A 19026-nucleotide genomic window follows, 5' to 3' on the forward strand; every position below is an offset into this window, starting at 1 on the left:
TGGGTGTTACGGTTCCGCGATGCCCGGCCCCGAAGCCATCGCCCGCGAAGCGATCGATGCCGCGCTCGCGGGCGCGGGCTGGGCGGTGCAGGACTTCGCGGCGACGAACATTCACGCCGCTCGCGGCGTCGCGGTGCGCGAGTTCCCGCTCGCCGCCGGCTTCGGTTTCGCGGACTACCTGCTCTACGTCGACGCAAAGGCCGTTGGCGTGATCGAGGCCAAGAAGGCCGGCACGACGCTCTCGGGCGTCGAGCCGCAGGCGGCGCGCTACGCGCAGGGGCTCCCCGCGAGCTTGCCGGCGCCGCTTCGCCCGCTCGCGTTTCTCTACCAGTCGACCGGCGACGAGACGTGCTTCACGAACGGGCTCGATCCGGAGCCGCGCAGCCGCCGCGTGTTCTCCTTCCACAAGCCGGAGACGATCGCGGCGTGGCTCGCGGACGACGCGGTGTTTCTGCCCGAGATCCATGGTGTGCCCGATCCACTCTCCGAGCGGCCTGCGAGCTTGCGGCTGCGCCTTCAGACTATGCCGCCGCTCGACGCGCGCGGGCTGCGCGGCGCGCAGGCCACCGCCGTCGCGAACCTCGAGCGCTCGCTGCGCGAGAACCGGCCGCGCGCACTGATCCAGATGGCGACGGGCAGCGGCAAGACGATCGCGACGATCAGCGCGATCTATCGCCTCATCAAGTTCGGTGATGCGAAGCGCGTGCTCTTCCTGGTCGACCGCGACAACCTCGGCAAGCAGGCCTATCGCGAGTTCCAGGCGTTCACGACGCCGGACGACGGCCGCAAGTTCACCGAGCTCTACAACGTGCAGCGGCTCGCCAGTAACAAGCTCGACCCGGTGGCGCGCGTCGTGATCACGACGATTCAGCGCCTCTACTCGATGCTGAAGGACGAGGAGCTGCCCGCGGAGGCGGAGGGCGGCTCGCTGTTCGACACCTACGCCGCGCTGCGCCGCGAGCCGGCGCCGGTGGTCTACAACGCCGCGCTGCCGATCGAAACGTTCGACTTCATCTTCGTCGACGAGTGCCACCGCTCGATCTACACGGTGTGGCGCCAGGTGCTCGAGTACTTCGACGCGTTCCTCGTCGGCCTCACCGCCACGCCGTCGAAGCAGACGTTCGGCTTCTTCCAGCAGAACCTCGTGATGGAGTACGGGCACGCGCAGGCCGTCGCCGACCGCGTGAACGTCGATTACGACGTGTACAAGCTGCGCACGCAGTGAGCTGAGTGGCCCCATTCGTGTAGTCCGTGTCGTCATCCGCCCAGAGGCGGACCGTCTCGATGTCCTGCCGAAAGAAGCCAGTGTGTTGCCACACGGCCATCCCGGTGATTCGCGTTGGCGCACCGAGGTCCAGGACGATCACGCCCGTGAGCGCGCAGTTGCTCCCCCACGCGCCGTAGTTCCCGTGCTGCGTGACCGTGGTGTAGGCGTCGAAGTCAGTGACTCCATGGACGTAGGGAGCTTGTAGGCCCGATTGGTCGATCAGGTTGGTAGACGGTGAACCCGGGAACGCGCACAGGCCGTTGTGTACGACGACCGACGGCTGGATCATCTCACCCGCGGTCGACGCGGCGGCTCCGCTGAGTAGCGCGAGTGCGAGCACAGCGAGGCGCACGAGTTCACCTCCGACTCGGGGCAGCATGGAGCATCGGGAAGCCTCCTCGCCACTCACCGCCCCTTCCAGCGCGGCTCCCGCTTCTCGAAGAACGCGGCAACTCCTTCCCGCGTGTCCTCGCTCGCGCGCACGATGCGCGACGCATCCGCGCTGATTTCCCACGCTCGCGCGTCGCCGGCTTCGAGCGCCTCGTTGATCGCGCGCAAGCTCTGCCGCACGGAGACGGGGCTGTTCGCACAGATGCGCGCGGCGAGCGTGCAGGCTTCGTCGACGGCGCGGCCTGGCTCGCACAACACGTTCACGAGGCCCAGGCGTTCGGCGCGCTCTGCGCCGAGCGCGTCGCCGGTGAGGGAGAGCTCGCGCGCGACGTTGAGCGGCAGCGCGTGCGCCGCGCGGTGCGGGCCGCCGTAGAGCGCGAACACGCCGCGCTTCACTTCGGGCAGCGCGAAGCTGGCGCTGCGCGAGGCGACGACGAGGTCGCAGGCAAGCACCATCTCGAAGCCGCCGCCGAACGCGAGGCCCTCGCACGCCGCGATCAGTGGCTTGGTGCGCGCGCGTCGCACGACGCCATACGGGCCTCCGCGCCCGGTCGAGTTGTTGTTGGCGTCGCGCAGGTCGCTGCCTGCAGAAAAGACGCCGCCCATGCCGGTGAGCACTCCGACCCACAGCTCGGCGTCGTCCTCGAGCGCGTTCATCGCGGCGTCGAGCCCGCGCGTCATCTCGCCGTTCATCGCGTTGCGCTTCTCGGGCCGGTCGAGGCGCGCGATCAGCACGCGGCCGCGGCGCTCGGTGGTGACGGGCATGCGGGGCTCCTCTCGCGAGATCGCGAGGGGTAGCCCGCGTTGCCTACGCGCCGCACGCGGCTACGGCTCGCGACGGAGCGGTCAGCTCCCCTACCGTCCCTCCCTTCATGCGCTTCACCCCCTCGCACTTCGGCCTGTGCGTGCACGATCTCGCGCGCTCGCTGCGCTTTTGGTGCGACGGTCTCGGATTCGCTGTCGCCGAGCGCTTCGAGATCGGCGACGAGTTCGGCGCCGCGCTCGAAGTGGAGGGGCGCGTCGACTGCATCTCGCAGTTCATTCGCAAGGACGCGCTCGCGATCGAGCTGCTCGCGTACCGCTCGCCGGGCGCGATCGGCGCGCCGCCCACGCGCCGCAATCAGCTCGGGCTCACGCACGTCTCCCTCTACGTGGACGACGTTGCGTCCGCCGCTTCGCACCTCGTCGCGTGCGGCGGGAAGCTGCTGCCCGCGACGCACGCGGAGAACGACGCGGTCGAGCTGCTGTTCGTGGAAGACCCGGACGGAGCTCGCGTCGAGCTGATTCGTAACAAGTAGGAGCTGCCGTGCCGCGCGCGAAGTCGAACGGAATCGAGCTCGAGTACGACACGTTCGGAAGCGAGGGCGACCGGCCGCTGCTGCTGATCATGGGCCTCGGCGCGCAGATGCTGCAGTGGGACGAGCGCTTCTGTGAAGCGCTCGCGGCGCGCGGGCAGTTCGTGATTCGCTTCGACAACCGCGACGTCGGGCTCTCGACCAAGTTCGACCACGAGGGCGTGCCCGATCTCGCGAAGCTGATGCAGCCCGGGGCCGACCGCAGCGGCGTGCCGTACACGCTCGACGACATGGCGGACGATGCGGCGGGCTTGTTGGGAGCGCTCGGGCTCGCGAGCGCTCACGTCTTCGGCGCGTCGATGGGCGGCATGATCGCGCAGACCGTCGCCTACCGGCACGCGGCGAAGACGCGCAGCCTGATCTCGCTCTACTCGAGCACGGGCAACCCGAAGCTGCCGCCCGCGAAGCCCGAGGCCATGGCGGTGCTGATGGCGCCGCGCCCGAGCGACCGCGCGGGTGCGATCGAGGCGGCGGTGCGCGCGTCGCAGGTGACGAGCGGGCCAGGCTATCCGCTCGACCCCGAGTACCTGCGCGAGCGGCACACGCGCATGTTCGACCGCTCGTTCACGCCCGTCGCCGGCGCGCGCCATCTCGCCGCAGTCACCGCGCACGGCAACCGCGCGCCGCGACTCGCTGCGATCACCGCGCCGACGCTCGTGATCCACGGCACCGCGGATCCGCTCGTGCCGGTCGAGGGCGGGCGCGACACGGCGCGGTCGATCCCCGGCGCCGAGCTGTGGGAGATCGAGGGCCTCGGCCACGGCATCCCGCCCGCGCTCTGGACCGCCCTCGCGGACCGCGTCGCCGCGCACACGGCCAAGGCCGAAGCGCGCCGCCAGTAACAACTTCCACGAACGGAGATCGTCATGCCCCAAGCTCGCGCCAACGGAATCCAGCTCGAGTACGACACCTTCGGCCGCGCGAGCGACGCGCCGCTGCTGCTGATCATGGGCCTCGGCGCGCAGATGGTGCTGTGGGACGAGGAGTTCTGCGGGATGCTCGCGGAGCGCGGCCACTACGTCGTGCGCTTCGACAACCGCGACGTCGGGCTCTCCACGAAGTTCGACGACAAAGGCATGCCCGACATGCTGAAGATCATGACGCCGGGCGCGGACCGCAGCGGAGTGGCCTACACGCTCGACGACATGGCCGACGACGCGGCCGGCTTGCTAGGCGCGCTGCGCATCGACAGCGCGCACGTCGTGGGCGCCTCGATGGGCGGCATGATCGCGCAGACGGTCGCGTACCGGCACGTCGCGAAGACGCGCAGTCTCGTCTCGATCATGTCGAGCACGGGCAACCCCGCGCTTCCGCCCGCGAAGCCCGAGGCGATGGCGGTGCTGATGACGCCGCGACCGCTCGATCGCGCGAGCAACATCGAAGCGAGCGTCGCGGCGAGCAAGGTGATCGGCAGCCCCGCGTTTCCGCCGAACGAGGCGCGCCTGCGCGAGCGCGCGGGCATGATGTTCGACCGCGCCTTCACGCCGATCGGCACGATGCGGCAGATGGCGGCGATCATGGCGCACGGCAATCGCGCGCCGCGGCTCGCGGCGGTGACGGCGCCGACGCTCGTGATTCACGGCGTCGCCGATGCGCTCGTGCCCGTGGAAGGCGGGCGCGACACCGCGAAGTCGATCCCGGGCGCGCAGCTGCTCGAGATCGAGGGCATGGGCCACGACATTCCGCAGCAGCTGTTCGTGCGCATCAGTGACGCGATCGCGGCGCACACGAAGAAGGCGGAGGCGGCGCGACGCTGACGCGACGCGCTCTGCGCTGCGCTCGCGAGCGCCGTCGTCGCGTGCGACGCGCCCGTCGAGGACCCCGGGCTGCATTGGCCGTTCGCAGGCGGCAGTGCTTACCAGGATCGCGACTGCGATCGCGTGCGACGCCGAGGGCGTGCCGCACTCCGTCGTCAGTTCGGGCCTCGCGCAGTTCGCCGCCGGCGGCCGGCGACCTCGAGCAGCTCTGGGTCGTCGCCATCGAGTTCCGCGTCCCAGATCGAGCCGACTTCGCGTCACGCGGTCTGCCTAACATTTTCCTTGCTGCGCAGACCGACCACGGCTCACACTGCGCCGCAGGAGGACTCCGCATGCTGCGCTCGCTGTTCGCGTTCTCGCTCGCCGCGCTCCTCGCGAGCTCCACGCTCGCCAACACGCTCACGCAGAACGTGTCGTGGACGATCGACCGCTCGGGCACGACTGCGAAGTACCGCGTCACCGCCTACGGCGACTCGATCTACGCCGGTTACTACGGATCGCTCTCGCGCGCCGCGAAGCGGGCCGGCCCGCACGTCGACGGCGAGTACCTCTCGCAGCTCTGGAACTCCGACATCCAGGTCGTGCGCCGCGCGAAGTCGGGCGCCGTCGCGAGCGACATCTACAACAACAAGATCGTCGCCGAGCGCTCCTACATGCAGACGACGGACACGCGCGTCGTCACGTTCGAGATGTGCGGCAACGACGGCCTGCAGGCGCGCAGCTCGTTCGCCGGCCAGAGCGGCACCTGCAACTACGCCCCGCTGAACACCGCGCTCGCGAACTGCACGACTTATCAGGACCTCGCGATGGCGGCGATCAACACTTACGCCCACGCGAACACACGCCTCAAGGTCCGCGCGCACTGCACTCGACGAAGCACTCGCGGCGTGGACCGTGGAGGACGCAGTCGCGGAGTACGCCGCAGTGTTCGAGCGCGCTTACTCCGACGAGGCGCAGATGACGGCGCTGCTCGAACTGTTGCGTAGTGAGGACGGGCGCAAGCTCGAGCGAACGCTTCGAGACGCGATGTTTCGGATGGCCGAAGCGCAGGCGCGCCGGCGCGACATGAGTATTCAGCGAAAGCTCGATCGACTGGCGCGTCAGCTCGCGCAGCGCGTGCTCGAGTACCAGAAGACGGGGAGATGAGCCGCGCCGGCTACGCGAGAAAGCGCAGCGCAATCATCGAGGGCACGCTGGCGTAGTAGATCGCGCCCGTGACGTGCTCGCCGAGTCCGCGCGTACGCACGGCGCTCGCCGCGGAGCGCTGCGCGCCGATCAGCGCGACGCCCTCGCACACGGCGCGCCAGAGCGCGCTCCAAAGCACGAGGTACAGCGCAGCCGTTGCGTAGTGCACGCTCGCGCTGAGCAGCCAAGCGCGCAGGCCCGAGACGTAGTACTCGCCGAGCAACGCGCCGAAGGCGATGTGCTGGTGCGCGTTGAAGCCGACGAAGCCGGGCAGCAGCGCGAAGGCGGCGATGCGCGCGGGCCAGCGCGTCCACCACGGGCGGCCAAACGCGGCGCGCGCCGCGGCGAAGCGCACGGGCAGGCTCGCGAGCGCATCGCGCGCGGCTTCGCAGCCGGCGCCGGCGAGGGCGTCCAGCAGCGCGTGCGGATTCGGCAGCGCGAGTCGCACGGGGGCGCGCGCGCCGGAGCGCAGCGTGAGCGTGAGGTTCGGCAGCGGAAGCGGCACGAGTGCCGCGTGCGCCGACGCGATGCTCGAGAGCGGAATGCGCAGTGCGAGATCGCTGCGCTCGATCATGAGCTGCGCGCCCGTAACGACTGCGCGCGCGGCGTACGCCCGCAACAACGCGCGCGCCGCGAGCTCGGGCGCCAGCGCGAACAGCGCGAGGCCCTCGGCGAGCGCGAGCGGCGTGAGCGGCGGATCGCTCGCGCGCACGAGCGCCACGAGCAGCAGCAAGAGCGCGCCGCGCGAGAAGCCCCGCAGCACCGCCGCGGCGCTGCGCGCCGCGGGCGGCAGCGCGAAGAGCTCGAACGAAGGCGGCGGTGACATCTCTCGTATGCTCGCGCGCGGCGCGGTGAGGTCCGATGGCGGAGCGTGCGTCAGAGCGAGATGCGGACGGTGTCGTGGTCACGCCGAGCGGGCGCGCGTGGCCGAAGCGGGCGTGGCTCGCGTGTGCCGGCGCGATCTGCGCGGGTGTGATCGCGGTCGTCGCGATTCCGCGCGGCGACGAAACGCAAAGTGCGGCGCCCGAGCGAGCGCCTGCGAACGGCGATCGCGCCGGCGCCGTGTCGCTGAGAAGCTCAGCGAGGAGCGACAGCGGCGCCGCGCCTGCCGCGGTGAACGCGGGCTCCGCCGGACCCGCAGCCACAGCGCCGTCTCCCCAACAACTCGCGGCGGAGTCCGCTGTGCAGCAAGGCCTCGCGCCGAGCGGCATCGGCCTCTTTCCGCCGCCGGGCACCGATCCGGTGAAGATCGGGATCGTCGTGCCGGACGACTTCCCGCTGCCCGAGGGCTACCTGCGCCACTACCAAGTCACCGACGACGGCCAGCCGATGCCCGCGATCCTGATGTTTCACCCCGACTACGAGCTGCTCGATGCGCGCGGTCAGCCCGTGCCGCTTCCCGAGAATCGCGTCGTGCCCGCCGAGCTTGCGCCGCCCGGCCTCGCGATCGAGATGCTCGTGCCGCCGCCTCCTCGCGTCGAAGAGGGCGCGCCCTGACGCGCGCACTGCTCGCGCTCGCTGCCACGCTCGCGAGCTGCGCCGCGCTCGCGCTGTGCGCAGAGCTGCCCGCGTTCGGGCCTGCGCTGCTGTTCGTCGCGCTCGTGCCGTGGCTCGCGATGCTGGAGCGCGCGCACAGCTCGTCAGGCGCGCTCGGCCTCGCGCTCGCCTTCAGCGTGGCGTTCACAGGGCTCGTGCTCGGCTGGTTCGCAGCGGCGATAGCCGAGTACACGAGCGCACCGGCATGGCTCGGCTGGTGCGCGCTGCTCGTGCTCGCGCCGCTGCTGCAGCCGCAGACGTTCGTGTTCGTCGTGGTGCGCTCGTGGCTGCGCACGCGCGGCGCGGGCTCCGCGTTCGTGGCGCTCGCCAGCGCGAGCGCGTGGATCTTCACGGAGCACGCGCTGCCGAAGCTGTTGGGCGACTCGCTCGGGCTCGGCTGCACCCGTCTGCGGCGCTGCGCCAAGGCGCGGACCTCGCGGGTGTGCCCGGGCTCACGCTCGTCGTGCTGCTCGTGAACGAGTGCGCGCTCGCGGCACTCGCGTCATTCCGCGCGCGCCGGCGGCATGCGTGGCGCGCGCTCGCGCTCGGCACCGCGCTCGTCGCGACGCTCGCAGCCCACGGAGCGTGGCGCGGTCTCTCGCTGAAGGGCGCCGAGGCGAGCGCACCGCGCGTTCACGCGCTGCTCGTGCAGGCGAACTTCGCGCGCTACGGCGAGCTCGCGCGCGAGCTCGGCGAATTCGAGACGGTGGCGCTCGTGCTGGAGACGCACTTCGCGCTCAGCGCGGAGGCGCTCGCGCGCACACCGGCCGATCTCGTCGTGTGGCCGGAGACGGTGTACCCGACCACGTTCGGCTCGCCGAAGTCCGCGGACGGCGCCGCCTTCGATCGCGCGATCGCAGCGTTCGCGGCGCAGAGCGGGGTGCCGCTCGTGTTCGGCAGCCACGACGCGGACGCCGGCGGCGAGTACAACGCCGCGATCTTCCTCGAAGCGAGCGGCGCGGGGCGCGTGAGCTTCGACGCGTACCGCAAGGCCGCGCCGTTTCCGCTCACCGAGCGCGTTCCGGATTGGCTCGACTCGCCGTGGCTGCGCGAGGCGCTGCCTTGGCTCGGTGCCTGGCGCGCAGGCGAGGGTGCGCGCGTGATCGACCTCTCGCTGTCGGATGGCCGCACGCTCCGCGCTGGCCCGCTGATCTGTTACGACGCGCTCGATCCGAGCCTCGCGCGGACGCTCGCGCGCGACGGCGCGGATCTCTTCGTCACGCTCAGCAACGACTCGTGGTTCTCGCACGCGGGCGGCCCGCGCCTGCACCTGCTCGTCGCCGCTTTCCGCTCGATCGAGACGGGACGCGCGCAGCTGCGCGCCACGAACACAGGTTTCAGCGCGCTGATCTCCCCGCGCGGCGCGATCGAGCAGCGCCTCGCCGTGAACGAGCGCGGCGTGCTCGCGGTGGAAGCACCGTTGTTAGGCGGGTACGCCACTCCGTACTCGCGCATCGGCGACGCACTTCCGCGCGCGGCGGGCGTGCTCGCGATCGCGGCGTGCGCGTGGGCGGCGCGGAGGAAGCGCTGAGGTTCAGCCGATCCCGTACATGCGCGCGCAGTTGTCGCGCGTGATGCGTGCGACCTCGGCGGCGGGCACGCCCTCGAAGTCCCGTGCGATCACCTCGCGCGAGTTCGGCCAGGTCGAGTCGCTGTGCGGGAAATCGCTCGCCCACATCAGGTTGTCGGCGCCCACGAACTCGCGCGTCACCACGCCCACGCGATCGTCTTGGAACGTCGCCGCGACTTGGCGCTTGAAGTAGAAGCTCGGCTTCTCCGGGATGACGAAGCCGGTCTCGAGCGAGCGGTAATTGTGGTAGGAGTGGTCGAGGCGCTGGAGGAAGTGCGGGATCCAGCCGATGTCGTTCTCGGCGCTCACGATGCGCAGCCCCGGGAAGCGGTGCATCGCGCCGCCGAAGATGATGTCCGAGATCGAGCGCTCCATGCGGTGCGGCAGCGAGGGGTACGTCTTCATCAGGCTCGCGCCTTCCATGCCCGTGCCGTCGGCGCCCGTGAGGATGTGCAGCGAGAGCGGCAGGCGCGTGTCCTGCGCTGCGGCCCAAAGCGGGTCCCACTCGTTCGACTCGTACGGCCGCGAGGCAGGCGGCGCGCCCCAGATGAGACCGCCGCGCAGGCCGAGCTTCGCGGCTCGCTGAATCTCGGCGGCGGCCTCGGCCACGTCGTCCATCGGCACCAGAGCCACGCCCGCGAGCCGCCTCGGCGCGACGCCGCAGAACTCCGCGAGCCAGTTGTTATAGGCGCGGAAGCTCGCAGCGCGCAGACCCGCGTCCTTGATCCCGTAGAGCATCATCGCGAGGCTCGGGTAGATCACTTCGCCCGAGACGCCGTCGACGTCTTGGTCCTCGAGGCGCTGCACGGGATCCCATGCGCCGGGCCTGACACCTGGGTAACCCGCCATCATGCGCTCGCCGAACTTCGTGGGATCGACGCCTGCGACCGCGAAGCCCGACACGGGGAACGGGCGCAGGTTCTCGCAGATGAACCAGTCGCCCTCGGGAAGATTCGCGGCCCGCTTCACGACGCGCGGTGCGCGGTCGCGATACGTCGCGTCGATGCGCGCGGTCCACAGATCGGCCGGCTCGACCACGTGCGAGTCGGCGGAGAGAACGGTGCTCGTCATCGCGGTTCTCCTCAGAGTTCGATCGAGTCGAGTCTCCGCGGCGCGACGTCTGGCCCCGCTACTTCGCGCGCCGCAGCTTGCCCTTCGCCTTGTGCACCTCGGCGCGAATGCGCGCGAGCGCGGCGGAGTCGCCCTTGGCCTCCGCCGCCTCGCGCTCGCTCTGCAGGTCGCGCAGGCGCTGCTTCGTCTCGGAGCGCATCACGTCGACGTCTCCGCTCAGATCCAGCACCGCGATCTGTCGGCGCTTGCAGATCTCCGCGAGCAAGCGCTCGCGGTCCATCGACTCGGCGCCGTGCATGCCCGGCGTCGTCTTCGCGGCGTGGCGAAGCTGCGCCACGTTCATCAGCCGCAGCGCCTTGTAGTCGAGCGGCGCCGCCTCTTCCTTCTTCTCTTCCGCCACGTTCGTTCGCGCGCCTCGCGTTGCTAGAGCATTTCCTCGGCGAGCAGCTTCAGCGCTTCGGGCTGGCCCGTGCCGATCTGCATCGTGTGCACATGGCCCTTCTTGCCCGCTTCCTTCCACGCCTGCAGGCGATCCTTGATGCGCGCCTTCGAGCCCACGAGCGCGACGGCGTCGATCATCTCGTCGGGCACGGCGGCGATCGCCTCCGCGCGCTTCCCCGCGAGGTAGAGATCTTGGATCTTCACCGCGGCCTCTTCGAAGCCGAGCCGCTTCGCGTGGTCGTTGTAGAAGTTCTTGCCGCGCGCACCCATGCCGCCCACGTAGAGCGCGGTGCCAGGCTTTACGGAGTCGCGCGCCTTCTGCAGGTCGTCGTTGATCACGACGCTCACGCCCGGCACGACATCGAAGTTCGCGAGCGACTTGCCGCCGCCCGCCGCCTTGAAGCCTTCCTCGAGCGCGGGCAGCTGCACCGACGCGAACTTCTCCGGGATCACCATCATCGGGAACACGCCGTCCGCGCACTCGGCCGCCATCTTGAGACCCGCCGGCCCGATCGACGCGGTGTAGATCTTCAGATTCGGGTTGCCGTGCAGAATGCTCTTCAGCGGCTTGCCGAGGCCCGAAGTGTTAGGGCCGGTCGCCGGGATGTTGTACTCGCTGCCGTGGAACTCGAGCGGCTTCTCGCGCGCGAGGATCTGGCGCACGATCGCGATCGTCTCGCGCGAACGCGTGAGCGGCTTGCCGTAGGGCACGCCGTGCCAGCCCTCGACCACCTGCGGGCCCGATGGGCCGAGGCCGAGGATGAAGCGCCCGCCCGAGAGATTGTCGAGCGTCATCGCGGTCATCGCCGTCATCGCCGGCGTGCGCGCGGGAATCTGCATGATCGCGGTGCCGACCTTCAGCTTGGTCGTGTTCGCGAGGATCCAGGTGGCAGTTGTTACGGCGTCGTTGCCGTAGGCCTCGGCGGTCCAGGCCGAGTCGAAGCCGAGCGATTCGGCGAGCTTGATGAAGTCGAGGTTGAGCTTCGCCTCGGGGCCGAACGCGGCGGCGGTGAGTCCGAGCTTCACGGGGATCTCCTTCGTTTGCGGGAAGCGCGGAGTATGGCACGGGAAAGAACGCGAGAACGACGGTCACCGCGGCTTGTGCTGCGCGGGAGCAAACGCAGGAGCTTCGCTGAACTGGGACGCGATCGGTGCGATCGGGGAGTGGGTCGGAGCGCTCGCGGTCGTCGTGACGCTCGCGTAGTCGAGCAGTACTTCTTGGAGGAGCTCATCTCGTTCTACGACTCCTGGGATCGCATCCAGAGCGGCGACATCAACGCGAAGCTCCGGCCGATCAACCGATTGGGCGCCTCCGTACCGGAGTTCAAGGAAGCGATGGACCGCCCTGTCGCCAAGCCGGCGAGATCGCCCGGCGCGGGATCACCGCGACTCGCGCGTCACCGCCTCGACGGCGCGCCTGAACGAAGCGGGATCGATCGCGGGGAAGCGAAAGAGGAGCGGCTCGATCTCCTCGAAGCGGCGCAACAACTCACTCGGCACGATCAGCTCGCGCGCGATCATCTCCGCGACGTCCGCCCGGTCTTGTGTATGTCCGCGCTCGAGCTTCGCGAGCGCCTGGGCGTACGGGTCGTAGTGGTGGAAGTCGAGCTTGCCCTCGCGCGCGACCCAGGGGCTGCGATCGCGCCAGCCCGGCAGCTCGGGAATGAACTGGTCGGGCGCCGCCAGCTCGAGGTTCACGTCGAGCCGCTCCTTCAGCTCGGCGATCGCCCGCAACAACCGATCCGACTCGGGCTCGAGCTTGAGGTCGATGTCGACGGTGCTCTGCCGCCAGCCGACGAGCACGGCCGTCGAGCCGCCGACCAAGTAGGCGCGCCCTTCGCGGTCCGCCTCGCGGCCGAGCGCGCGCATGAACTCGCGCACGCGCGCGGCGTCTACTGGGCGGCGCACGCGAGCGCTCGCTCGAAGCTCACGAGGCGGCGGATCAGCGCGTTGTACTGCGAGTGCGCGCCGTCTCCCGCGGTCTCGGCGATCAGATCGTAGAGCGCGTGCTCGGGCGCCGCGTGGGAGTGCGCAGGCACCTCGACTCCCAGCTCGCGAAGCCGCGGCTCGCCGATCGCGACGAGCAGCGCTTGCGCAGAGCGGACGCCGCACGCAAGGTCGGCGATCCCGCGCTCGATCAGGTCGCCGCCGGGGAAGGACGCGTACTCCATCGCGGGCAGCGTAACGCGGCCCCGTTGCGACGACGCAGCACCCGCGACTTGCGCGAGTCGACGGCGATTCGGGCGGAGTAGAGTGCGCATCGAGCGGCGGCACACGACGGACCTCGCTGCGCGCGGAGCTGCGATGAACTGCCCCCGCTGCCAGCACGCGAACCCCAACTCGGGAGAGGGCGAAAGCGCGGTAGTGAACCGAGCGAAGTGAGCCGCACACGATGCCCCACCTCCGCATGTACTCCGAGCTCGCGCACTGGTGGCCGCTGCTCTCGCCGCCCGCGCACTACGTCGAGGAAGCCGCGTACTTCCGCGCGCTGCTCCGGCGCCACCGCCCGCGGCCGCGCACGCTGCTCGAGCTCGGCTGCGGCGGCGGCAGCCTCGCGTCGAATCTGAAGCGCGACTTCGCGCTCACGCTCACGGACGTGTCGCCGCAGATGCTCGCGGTGTGTCGCGCGGAGAATCCCGAGTGCGAGGTGCTGGAGGGCGACATGCGCACGCTGCGCCTCGCGCGCGAGTTCGACGCGGTGCTCGTGCACGACGCGATCATGTACGCGACCACGGAGGCCGACCTGCGCGCCACGATCGCGACCGCCGCGCTGCACTGCCGCGCAGGCGGGCTCGTGCTGCTCGCGCCGGACTGCACGCGCGAGAGCTTCGGGCAGCACACCGCGGACGAGGACGCGGGCGCTTCGCACGCGGATGGCGGCACGGATCACGGCGGAGAGGACGCGCCTGACGGCCGCGGGCTTCGATACCTCGAGTGGTGCTGGGATTCGGATCCGAGCGACACGACTTATCAGGTCGCGTACGCGTTCACGCTGCGCGAGCGCGACGGCAGCGTGCGCACGGAGCTCGACGTGCAGACGCAGGGCCTCTTCTCCGAGGCGACCTGGCTCGCGCTGATGCGCGAGTGCGGGCTCGAGGCGCGCACCGTCTCGGACCCGTGGCGCGGCAAGATCTTCGCGGGGGTTCGTCGCGCCGCGACGTGAACTCGGGCCCCGGCTGGCCATCCGTGCCAGGCACGGATGGCCAACCCCCGCACGCTCGGCGCGTGGCCATCGGTGCCTGGCACCGATGGCCACCTCGGTGGTCAGGAGCGCGGGCGCGCTACCAACTGCGCACGTCATCACGGACGAAGGAGCACGCCATGGCCCTCTCGATCATCGACGTCGACGCTCACATCAGCGAGCCGCACGACCTCTGGACGCGCCGCGCGCCCGCATCGCTGAAGGATCGCGTGCCGCGCGTGGTGAAGAATGGCGACAAGCGCGCGTGGATCGTCGACGGCGACATCGAGCTGTCGCACGCGTCGCCGTCGAGCGTGATCCGCAAGGACGGCGCGAAGTCGCGCGGGCCGGAGTTCTTCGCCTGGCAGATCGAGGACGTGCACCAAGCGTCCTGGGACATGAAGGCGCGCGTCGGCGTCCTCGATCAGCTCGGGCTGTACGCGCAGATCCTCTACCCCAACGTCGCAGGCTTCGGCAGCCAGAACTTCATGAAGGTGAAGGACGACGCGCTGCGGCTCGCGTGTGCGCGCATCTACAACGAGGCGATGGCGGAGATTCAGGCGAGCTGCAGCGGCCGCATCTTCCCCATGGCGCTGATGCCGTGGTGGAACATCGCGCAGTGCGTCGAGGAGGTCGGGCGCGCGAAGTCACTCGGGATGAAAGGCATCGTGATGTGCAGCGATCCCGACTCGATCGGCCTGCCCGACCTCGGATCGCCGGAGTGGCTCCCGTTCTGGGAAGCGTGCGACGACGCCGAGCTGCCCGTGAACTTCCACATCGGCGCGAGCGAGACCTCGTTCAACATGTTCGGCCGCGCGTCGTGGCCGTCGATGGGGCAGCGGCGCCGCCTCGCGCTCGGCTCGTCGGCGCTGTTCATCGAGAACTCGCGGGTGATCTCGAATCTGCTCTACAGCGGCCTGTTTGATCGCTGCAAGAAGCTGAAGATCGTGTCCGTCGAGAGCGGGATCGGCTGGATCCCGTTCGTGCTCGAATCGCTCGACTACGAGTGGTCCGAAACGGGCTCGAACGGCGAGCAGGCGCTCGAGATGAAGCCGTCGGACTACTTCAAGCGCCACATCTACGGATGCTTCTGGTTCGAGAAGACCGCACCGACGAAGCTGATCGATCAAGTCGGCGAAGACAACGTGCTGTTCGAGACCGACTTCCCGCACCCGACGTGCCTGTATCCCGACGTGCAGCAGCACATCGCGGAGATCAGCGCGGGCTGGAGCGAGACGCGCAAGCGCAAGATCCTGCAGGACAACGCCGCGGCGCTGTACAAGATCGCGCTGCCGAGCTGACAAACTCCGCTAGCCCGCCGCGCGTCGTTCGTGCCAACTTCGCGCTCCCATGAGCAACGAACTCCCCCTCTCCGGCATGCGCGTGCTCGAGGTCGGCGGCGGCGTCGCGGCCGCGTTCGCAACCCGCTTCCTCGCGGGCTACGGCGCGGACGTGATTCGCAGCGAAGGCGCTGCGGGAGCCCTGACAGGTGACGAGGAAGCCGCGCTGCTCGCCGGCAAGCGGCGCATCGCGGTCAGCGACGCGCAGCTGCGCGCGCTCGCGCTCGAGGCGGACGCGGTCGTTGAAGACGGGCGGCCTGGCGCGCTCGCGGCGCGCGGCCTCGATCCGCACGCCCTGCGCGCCGCGAAGCCCGCGCTCGTGATCACCTCGCTCACCGCGTTCGGGCAGCACGGGCCGTATGCCGAGTACGAGGCGACGAATCTCGTCGCGCACGCGGCGGGCGGCATCCACTCGCTCACGGGGATCAAGACGCGCCCGCCGCTGCAGAGCGGCGCCAACCAGGCGTGGAAGCTGCTCGGCCTGAACGGCTTCGGCGCCACGCTCACGGCTCATTACGGTGCGCTGCTGCAAGGCGAGGGCGACTGGCTCGACCTCAGCGCGCAGGAGTGCGCCGCCGGCATGCTCGAGCTGTACGGCCCGCGCAGCGGCGTCGACGGCGTGCCCTCGCCGCGACTCGGCAATCGCACCAACGCGATCTGGGGCCTCTATCCCGCGAAGGACGGCTACGCGGGCGTGTGCGCGCTCCACCGCCAAGTGCCGGCGCTCTATGCGCTGATCGGCGACCCCGAGCTGCAGCAGCCGAAGTACATGGACCCGATGGAGCGCATCAAGGACGACAAGGACCTCGGCGACAAGGTGCGCGACTGGTTCGCGCCGCACACGAAGGCGGAGCTCGTCGAGCTCGGCGCGAAGCACAAAGTGCCGATCGGCGCCGTGATGACGCCGCTCGACTTGTTGGGGAACGCCTCGCTGAACGAGCGCGCGTTCTTCGACGAAGTCGACACGCCTGCGGGACGCGCGCGCGTGCCGGGCCGCATGTTCCTCGGCATCGACTGGCGCGCGGGCAAGCTCTCCGCGCCCGCCGCCGACACCGATGCGGTGCTCCGAGATTGGCTGGGAGGCGCGCGATGAAGCGGCTTCCGCTCGAGGGCGTACGCATCGCCGATCTCACGATGATGTGGGCGGGCCCGTACGCAACCCGCGTGCTCGCGGAGATGGGCGCGGAGGTGGTGAAGATCGAGTCGCCGCGCGCGTGGGACAACGTGCGCACGCTGCTGCCGATCGATCACCCGACGCCGTGGAACGCGAGCTGGTACTTCAACGACTACGCGCGCGACAAGAAGTCGCTGACGCTCGACCTCGCGCAGCCGCGGGGCCGCGAGCTGTTCCTGCGCTTCATCGCGAAGTGCGACGTCGTGATCGAGAACTACCGCGCCGAGGTGATGGACAAGCTCGGCGTCGGCTACGAGGTGCTGCGCGCCGCGAAGCCCGACATCGTGCTCGTGTCGATGGCGGGCTTCGGGAAGACAGGCCCCGAGCGCGACCTCGTCGGCTTCGGCCCGATCGTCGAGATGATGGCGGGCATGAGCTCGACGAGCGGCTACGGCGACGACGGCGTCCCGTACAAGACGGGCATCTCTTACGGCGATCCCGTCGGCGGCCTCGCGGCCGTGAGCGCCGTGGTGCTCGCGCTGATTCAGCGCAGGCGCACGAAGCGCGGCGCGTGGATCGACCTCGCGCAGCGCGAGACGATGTCGCAGATGCTGGGCGAGAAGTTCGCGGAGGCTTCGCTGCGCGGCGAGCAGCCGACTCATCATGGGAACCGCCACCCCGTGTGGGCGCCGCAGGGCGTCTATCCCGTCGCGGGCGACGACCAGTGGCTCGCGATCTCCGTGCGCGACGACGGCGAGTGGCGCGCGCTTGCGGGCGCGATCGGCGCGAGCGAGCTCGCGGGCCTCACGCTCGCGGAGCGCCGCGCGCGTCACGACGAGCTCGACGCGCGCATCAGCGCGTGGTCGCGCGGGGTGGACCCGCAGAGCGCGATGGAATCTCTGCAAGCGCAGCGAATCCCCGCCGCGCGCGTGCTCAACTCGCACGACATCCACTGGGATCCGCACCTGCTCGCGCGCGAGTCGTGGAGCTTCCTCCCGCATCCGCTGATGCAGCCGTGGCCGCAGCCGAAGTCCGCATGGCGGCTCGAAGAAGCGAAGCCCGAGCCGCGCCGCCACGCGCCGCTGTTCGGCGAGCACAACCGCGAGATCCTGTGCGGATTGTTAGGGGTGAGCGAAGCGGAGTTCGCGGAGCTGGAGGCAGCGCAGGTGATCGGGGATGCGCCGATTGGGGCGAAGGTGGGGTGAGAGGAGGTTCGCGGCGGGAGTCGCTAAGAACTGCAAATCGCCACGAGGGCGACAACACGCAGAGTGGTCGCCAAATGAAAAATCACCGACCGAAAGATCAGCGACTGATCTATGGGGATGTTGTTCCAATCTTCCGTTGGGCCGGGAGCAAGCGGAAAAACCTCGACACGCTCGCATCGTTCTGGAGCAACCGTTTCGATCGGTACCTCGAGCCCTTCGTCGGCTCCGCGTGCCTCTTCCTCCGAATCAAGCCCGGAGCTGCGATACTAGGAGACCTCAACCCGTGGCTAATTGAGACCTATCGAACGATTCGCCACCAGCCCTTGGAAGTCGCCGAGGCTCTCTACGAAATCCCGCGCGACTCCGCGACCTACTACCGCGTGCGCAAGACCCCGACGCGACAGGGTACGGCAGTCCACCGAGCCGCGCGGCTCGTATATCTGAATAGGAACTGTTTCAACGGAATTTTCCGCACGAATCTGAAGGGCGAGTTCAACGTCCCGTTCGGAACAAAGCAAGGTCAGTATCCGCGGCGTTGTGACTTTGAGAACGCGGCGAATCTGTTGAAGAGCGCGAAGTTCCCACGACGATTCTCGTAGACGCGGGAGGCAGCGTGCGCTGGATCGACCAGAGCACGGATTATCAGGTGCGCTCGGATCCCGAGCGCGTTCGCGCTGCGCTGAACGCGGCGCTCGCATGAGGAGCTGACTTGGCCAACGACGAGCCGCGCATCGCGGTGTTCGTGGATTTCGAGAACCTCGCGATCGGCGCGCGCGACATGCGCGGCCAGGAGACGTTTCGCATCGACGTCGTGCTGCGGCGCCTGCTGGAGCGCGGCCGCATCGTGTTCAAGCGCGCCTACTGCGACTGGACGCGCTACCGCGACGCGACGAAGGAGCTGCATCAGCAGGGCGTGGAGCTGATCGACGTGCCGCACACCGGCATGTCGGGCAAGAACAGCGCCGACATCCACATGGTGGTCGACGCGCTCGAGCTGTGTCACGCGAAGCAGCACATCGACGTGTTCGCGCTGCTCACGGGCGACAGCGACTTCTCGCCGCTCGTGGCGAAGCTGAAGGAGAACGACAAGCGCGTGCTCGGCGTCGGCGTGAAGGCGTCGTCGTCGAAGCTGCTGATTCAGAGCTGCGACGAGTTCATCTACTACGACGACCTGGTGCGCGCAAAGCCGCCGGTCGTCGCGAAGCCCGCGGCGAAGCCGCATGCACCCGCAGCCGCGGCGCCCGCACGCGACGCCAAGGAGGCGAAGGGCGACAAGAGCGACAAGAGTGACAAGGGCGAGGACAAGCGAGGCGAGGCGATGGAGTGGCTGGTCGAGACCGTGACCGCGCTCGCCGAGAACTACGAAGCGCCCTGGGGCTCGATGGTGAAGCAGACGCTGAAGCGCGTGCACCCCGGCTTCAACGAGAGTTATTACGGGTACCGCGACTTCGCCGAGCTGCTGGAGGACGCCGAGGACAAGGCCGTGGTCGAGCTCGACTGGGACGACAAGCGGGGCAACTACCAGGTGCGCCTCGCGAAAGCGAAGCGAGCGAGGGGCGCGAAGTAGGCGAGCGGAGACGACGCGGTAGCGAAGCGAGCGAGGGGGGCGAAGTA

General features: G+C 69.6%; 21 protein-coding genes. 14 read left to right on the forward strand and 7 right to left on the reverse strand.

Features of this window, described 5'->3' with window-relative positions; translation table 11 throughout:
- Positions 1–19 precede the first annotated feature (19 nt).
- Positions 20–1225 carry a DEAD/DEAH box helicase family protein gene (locus FJ091_18155; GenBank protein ID MBM4385279.1) on the forward strand — a complete coding sequence of 402 codons (1206 nt, stop codon included), beginning with the start codon at positions 20–22 and terminating at the stop codon, positions 1223–1225.
- Positions 1226–1672: 447 nt separating this feature from the next.
- Here FJ091_18155 and FJ091_18160 read toward each other — a convergent pair whose 3' ends face one another.
- A complete protein-coding gene (locus tag FJ091_18160) occupies positions 1673–2422 on the reverse strand; it encodes an enoyl-CoA hydratase/isomerase family protein (protein MBM4385280.1) in 750 nt (249 codons plus the stop codon).
- A 107-nt stretch (positions 2423–2529) separates the two neighbouring features.
- Here FJ091_18160 and FJ091_18165 point away from each other — a divergent pair, with 107 nt between their 5' ends.
- The 5 genes from FJ091_18165 (at position 2530) to FJ091_18185 (ending at position 5915) form a co-directional block, all read left to right on the forward strand.
- Positions 2530–2955 (forward strand): VOC family protein, encoded by a 426-nt coding sequence (locus tag FJ091_18165; GenBank protein ID MBM4385281.1) that lies wholly within the window; start codon positions 2530–2532, stop codon positions 2953–2955.
- An 8-nt stretch (positions 2956–2963) separates the two neighbouring features.
- Positions 2964–3854 (forward strand): alpha/beta hydrolase, encoded by an 891-nt coding sequence (locus FJ091_18170; GenBank protein MBM4385282.1) that lies wholly within the window; start codon positions 2964–2966, stop codon positions 3852–3854.
- Between the two features lie 24 nt (positions 3855–3878).
- Positions 3879–4769 carry an alpha/beta hydrolase gene (locus FJ091_18175; protein ID MBM4385283.1) on the forward strand — a complete coding sequence of 297 codons (891 nt, stop codon included), beginning with the start codon at positions 3879–3881 and terminating at the stop codon, positions 4767–4769.
- 332 nt (positions 4770–5101) lie between these two features.
- The gene (locus tag FJ091_18180) at positions 5102–5755 is read left to right on the forward strand and encodes a hypothetical protein (GenBank protein MBM4385284.1); all 654 of its coding nucleotides are present in this window, start codon (positions 5102–5104) and stop codon (positions 5753–5755) included.
- On the forward strand, positions 5727–5915 hold the full coding sequence (locus FJ091_18185; GenBank protein ID MBM4385285.1) for a hypothetical protein: 189 nt from the start codon (positions 5727–5729) through the stop codon (positions 5913–5915). The genes FJ091_18180 and FJ091_18185 overlap by 29 nt, the downstream gene beginning before the upstream one ends.
- 10 nt (positions 5916–5925) lie before the next feature.
- Here the strand turns inward: FJ091_18185 and FJ091_18190 are convergent, their stop codons facing one another.
- The gene (locus FJ091_18190) at positions 5926–6780 is read right to left on the reverse strand and encodes a hypothetical protein (protein ID MBM4385286.1); all 855 of its coding nucleotides are present in this window, start codon (positions 6778–6780) and stop codon (positions 5926–5928) included.
- A 35-nt stretch (positions 6781–6815) separates the two neighbouring features.
- On the opposite strand from FJ091_18190, the gene FJ091_18195 reads away from it, so the two are divergent.
- Together FJ091_18195 and lnt are read left to right on the forward strand one after the other, a co-directional pair.
- Positions 6816–7451, forward strand: a complete 636-nt coding sequence (locus FJ091_18195; protein MBM4385287.1) for a hypothetical protein — start codon at positions 6816–6818, stop codon at positions 7449–7451.
- A 379-nt stretch (positions 7452–7830) separates the two neighbouring features.
- Entirely contained in the window at positions 7831–9021 is a 1191-nt protein-coding gene (lnt, locus tag FJ091_18200; protein MBM4385288.1) for an apolipoprotein N-acyltransferase, read from the forward strand.
- Positions 9022–9024: 3 nt separating this feature from the next.
- On the opposite strand, the gene FJ091_18205 is transcribed toward lnt, so the two are convergent.
- From FJ091_18205 to FJ091_18225, 5 genes are all read right to left on the reverse strand, one after another.
- Positions 9025–10131 (reverse strand): amidohydrolase, encoded by a 1107-nt coding sequence (locus FJ091_18205; GenBank protein ID MBM4385289.1) that lies wholly within the window; start codon positions 10129–10131, stop codon positions 9025–9027.
- A gap of 58 nt (positions 10132–10189) precedes the next feature.
- Complete coding sequence (locus tag FJ091_18210; protein MBM4385290.1) at positions 10190–10531, reverse strand: hypothetical protein; 342 nt, start codon at positions 10529–10531, stop codon at positions 10190–10192.
- Positions 10532–10554: 23 nt separating this feature from the next.
- Entirely contained in the window at positions 10555–11598 is a 1044-nt protein-coding gene (locus FJ091_18215; GenBank protein ID MBM4385291.1) for an LLM class F420-dependent oxidoreductase, read from the reverse strand.
- A 354-nt stretch (positions 11599–11952) separates the two neighbouring features.
- The gene (locus FJ091_18220; GenBank protein MBM4385292.1) at positions 11953–12441 is read right to left on the reverse strand and encodes a hypothetical protein; all 489 of its coding nucleotides are present in this window, start codon (positions 12439–12441) and stop codon (positions 11953–11955) included.
- A 23-nt stretch (positions 12442–12464) separates the two neighbouring features.
- Positions 12465–12743: a hypothetical protein gene (locus FJ091_18225; GenBank protein MBM4385293.1), complete on the reverse strand. Its 279-nt coding sequence runs from the start codon at positions 12741–12743 to the stop codon at positions 12465–12467.
- A 221-nt stretch (positions 12744–12964) separates the two neighbouring features.
- Here FJ091_18225 and FJ091_18230 point away from each other — a divergent pair, with 221 nt between their 5' ends.
- The 6 genes from FJ091_18230 to FJ091_18255 all read left to right on the forward strand — a co-directional run bounded on the left by FJ091_18230 (position 12965) and on the right by FJ091_18255 (position 18979).
- Positions 12965–13735: a class I SAM-dependent methyltransferase gene (locus FJ091_18230; protein ID MBM4385294.1), complete on the forward strand. Its 771-nt coding sequence runs from the start codon at positions 12965–12967 to the stop codon at positions 13733–13735.
- 158 nt (positions 13736–13893) lie between these two features.
- Complete coding sequence (locus FJ091_18235; GenBank protein MBM4385295.1) at positions 13894–15054, forward strand: amidohydrolase; 1161 nt, start codon at positions 13894–13896, stop codon at positions 15052–15054.
- 49 nt (positions 15055–15103) lie between these two features.
- A complete protein-coding gene (locus tag FJ091_18240; protein MBM4385296.1) occupies positions 15104–16186 on the forward strand; it encodes a CoA transferase in 1083 nt (360 codons plus the stop codon).
- Positions 16183–17412: a CoA transferase gene (locus FJ091_18245; protein ID MBM4385297.1), complete on the forward strand. Its 1230-nt coding sequence runs from the start codon at positions 16183–16185 to the stop codon at positions 17410–17412. Before FJ091_18240 ends, FJ091_18245 begins: the two co-directional genes overlap by 4 nt.
- 74 nt (positions 17413–17486) lie before the next feature.
- Positions 17487–18011 carry a DNA adenine methylase gene (locus FJ091_18250; GenBank protein MBM4385298.1) on the forward strand — a complete coding sequence of 175 codons (525 nt, stop codon included), beginning with the start codon at positions 17487–17489 and terminating at the stop codon, positions 18009–18011.
- A 110-nt stretch (positions 18012–18121) separates the two neighbouring features.
- The gene (locus tag FJ091_18255) at positions 18122–18979 is read left to right on the forward strand and encodes an NYN domain-containing protein (GenBank protein ID MBM4385299.1); all 858 of its coding nucleotides are present in this window, start codon (positions 18122–18124) and stop codon (positions 18977–18979) included.
- Positions 18980–19026 lie beyond the last annotated feature (47 nt).

This window comes from Deltaproteobacteria bacterium (genome assembly GCA_016875395.1).
Taxonomy (GTDB): domain Bacteria; phylum Myxococcota_A; class UBA9160; order UBA9160; family UBA6930; genus VGRF01.

Coding starts and splice junctions, on each gene's coding strand:
- FJ091_18155 (MBM4385279.1), top strand. CDS start 20: ATGCCCGGCCCCGAAGCCATCGCCCGCGAAGCGATCGATGCCGCGCTC.
- FJ091_18160 (MBM4385280.1), bottom strand. CDS start 2,422: ATGCCCGTCACCACCGAGCGCCGCGGCCGCGTGCTGATCGCGCGCCTC.
- FJ091_18165 (MBM4385281.1), top strand. CDS start 2,530: ATGCGCTTCACCCCCTCGCACTTCGGCCTGTGCGTGCACGATCTCGCG.
- FJ091_18175 (MBM4385283.1), top strand. CDS start 3,879: ATGCCCCAAGCTCGCGCCAACGGAATCCAGCTCGAGTACGACACCTTC.
- FJ091_18180 (MBM4385284.1), top strand. CDS start 5,102: ATGCTGCGCTCGCTGTTCGCGTTCTCGCTCGCCGCGCTCCTCGCGAGC.
- FJ091_18185 (MBM4385285.1), top strand. CDS start 5,727: ATGACGGCGCTGCTCGAACTGTTGCGTAGTGAGGACGGGCGCAAGCTC.
- FJ091_18190 (MBM4385286.1), bottom strand. CDS start 6,780: ATGTCACCGCCGCCTTCGTTCGAGCTCTTCGCGCTGCCGCCCGCGGCG.
- FJ091_18195 (MBM4385287.1), top strand. CDS start 6,816: ATGGCGGAGCGTGCGTCAGAGCGAGATGCGGACGGTGTCGTGGTCACG.
- FJ091_18205 (MBM4385289.1), bottom strand. CDS start 10,131: ATGACGAGCACCGTTCTCTCCGCCGACTCGCACGTGGTCGAGCCGGCC.
- FJ091_18220 (MBM4385292.1), bottom strand. CDS start 12,441: ATGCGCGCGCTCGGCCGCGAGGCGGACCGCGAAGGGCGCGCCTACTTG.
- FJ091_18225 (MBM4385293.1), bottom strand. CDS start 12,743: ATGGAGTACGCGTCCTTCCCCGGCGGCGACCTGATCGAGCGCGGGATC.
- FJ091_18230 (MBM4385294.1), top strand. CDS start 12,965: ATGCCCCACCTCCGCATGTACTCCGAGCTCGCGCACTGGTGGCCGCTG.
- FJ091_18235 (MBM4385295.1), top strand. CDS start 13,894: ATGGCCCTCTCGATCATCGACGTCGACGCTCACATCAGCGAGCCGCAC.
- FJ091_18240 (MBM4385296.1), top strand. CDS start 15,104: ATGAGCAACGAACTCCCCCTCTCCGGCATGCGCGTGCTCGAGGTCGGC.
- FJ091_18245 (MBM4385297.1), top strand. CDS start 16,183: ATGAAGCGGCTTCCGCTCGAGGGCGTACGCATCGCCGATCTCACGATG.
- FJ091_18250 (MBM4385298.1), top strand. CDS start 17,487: ATGAAAAATCACCGACCGAAAGATCAGCGACTGATCTATGGGGATGTT.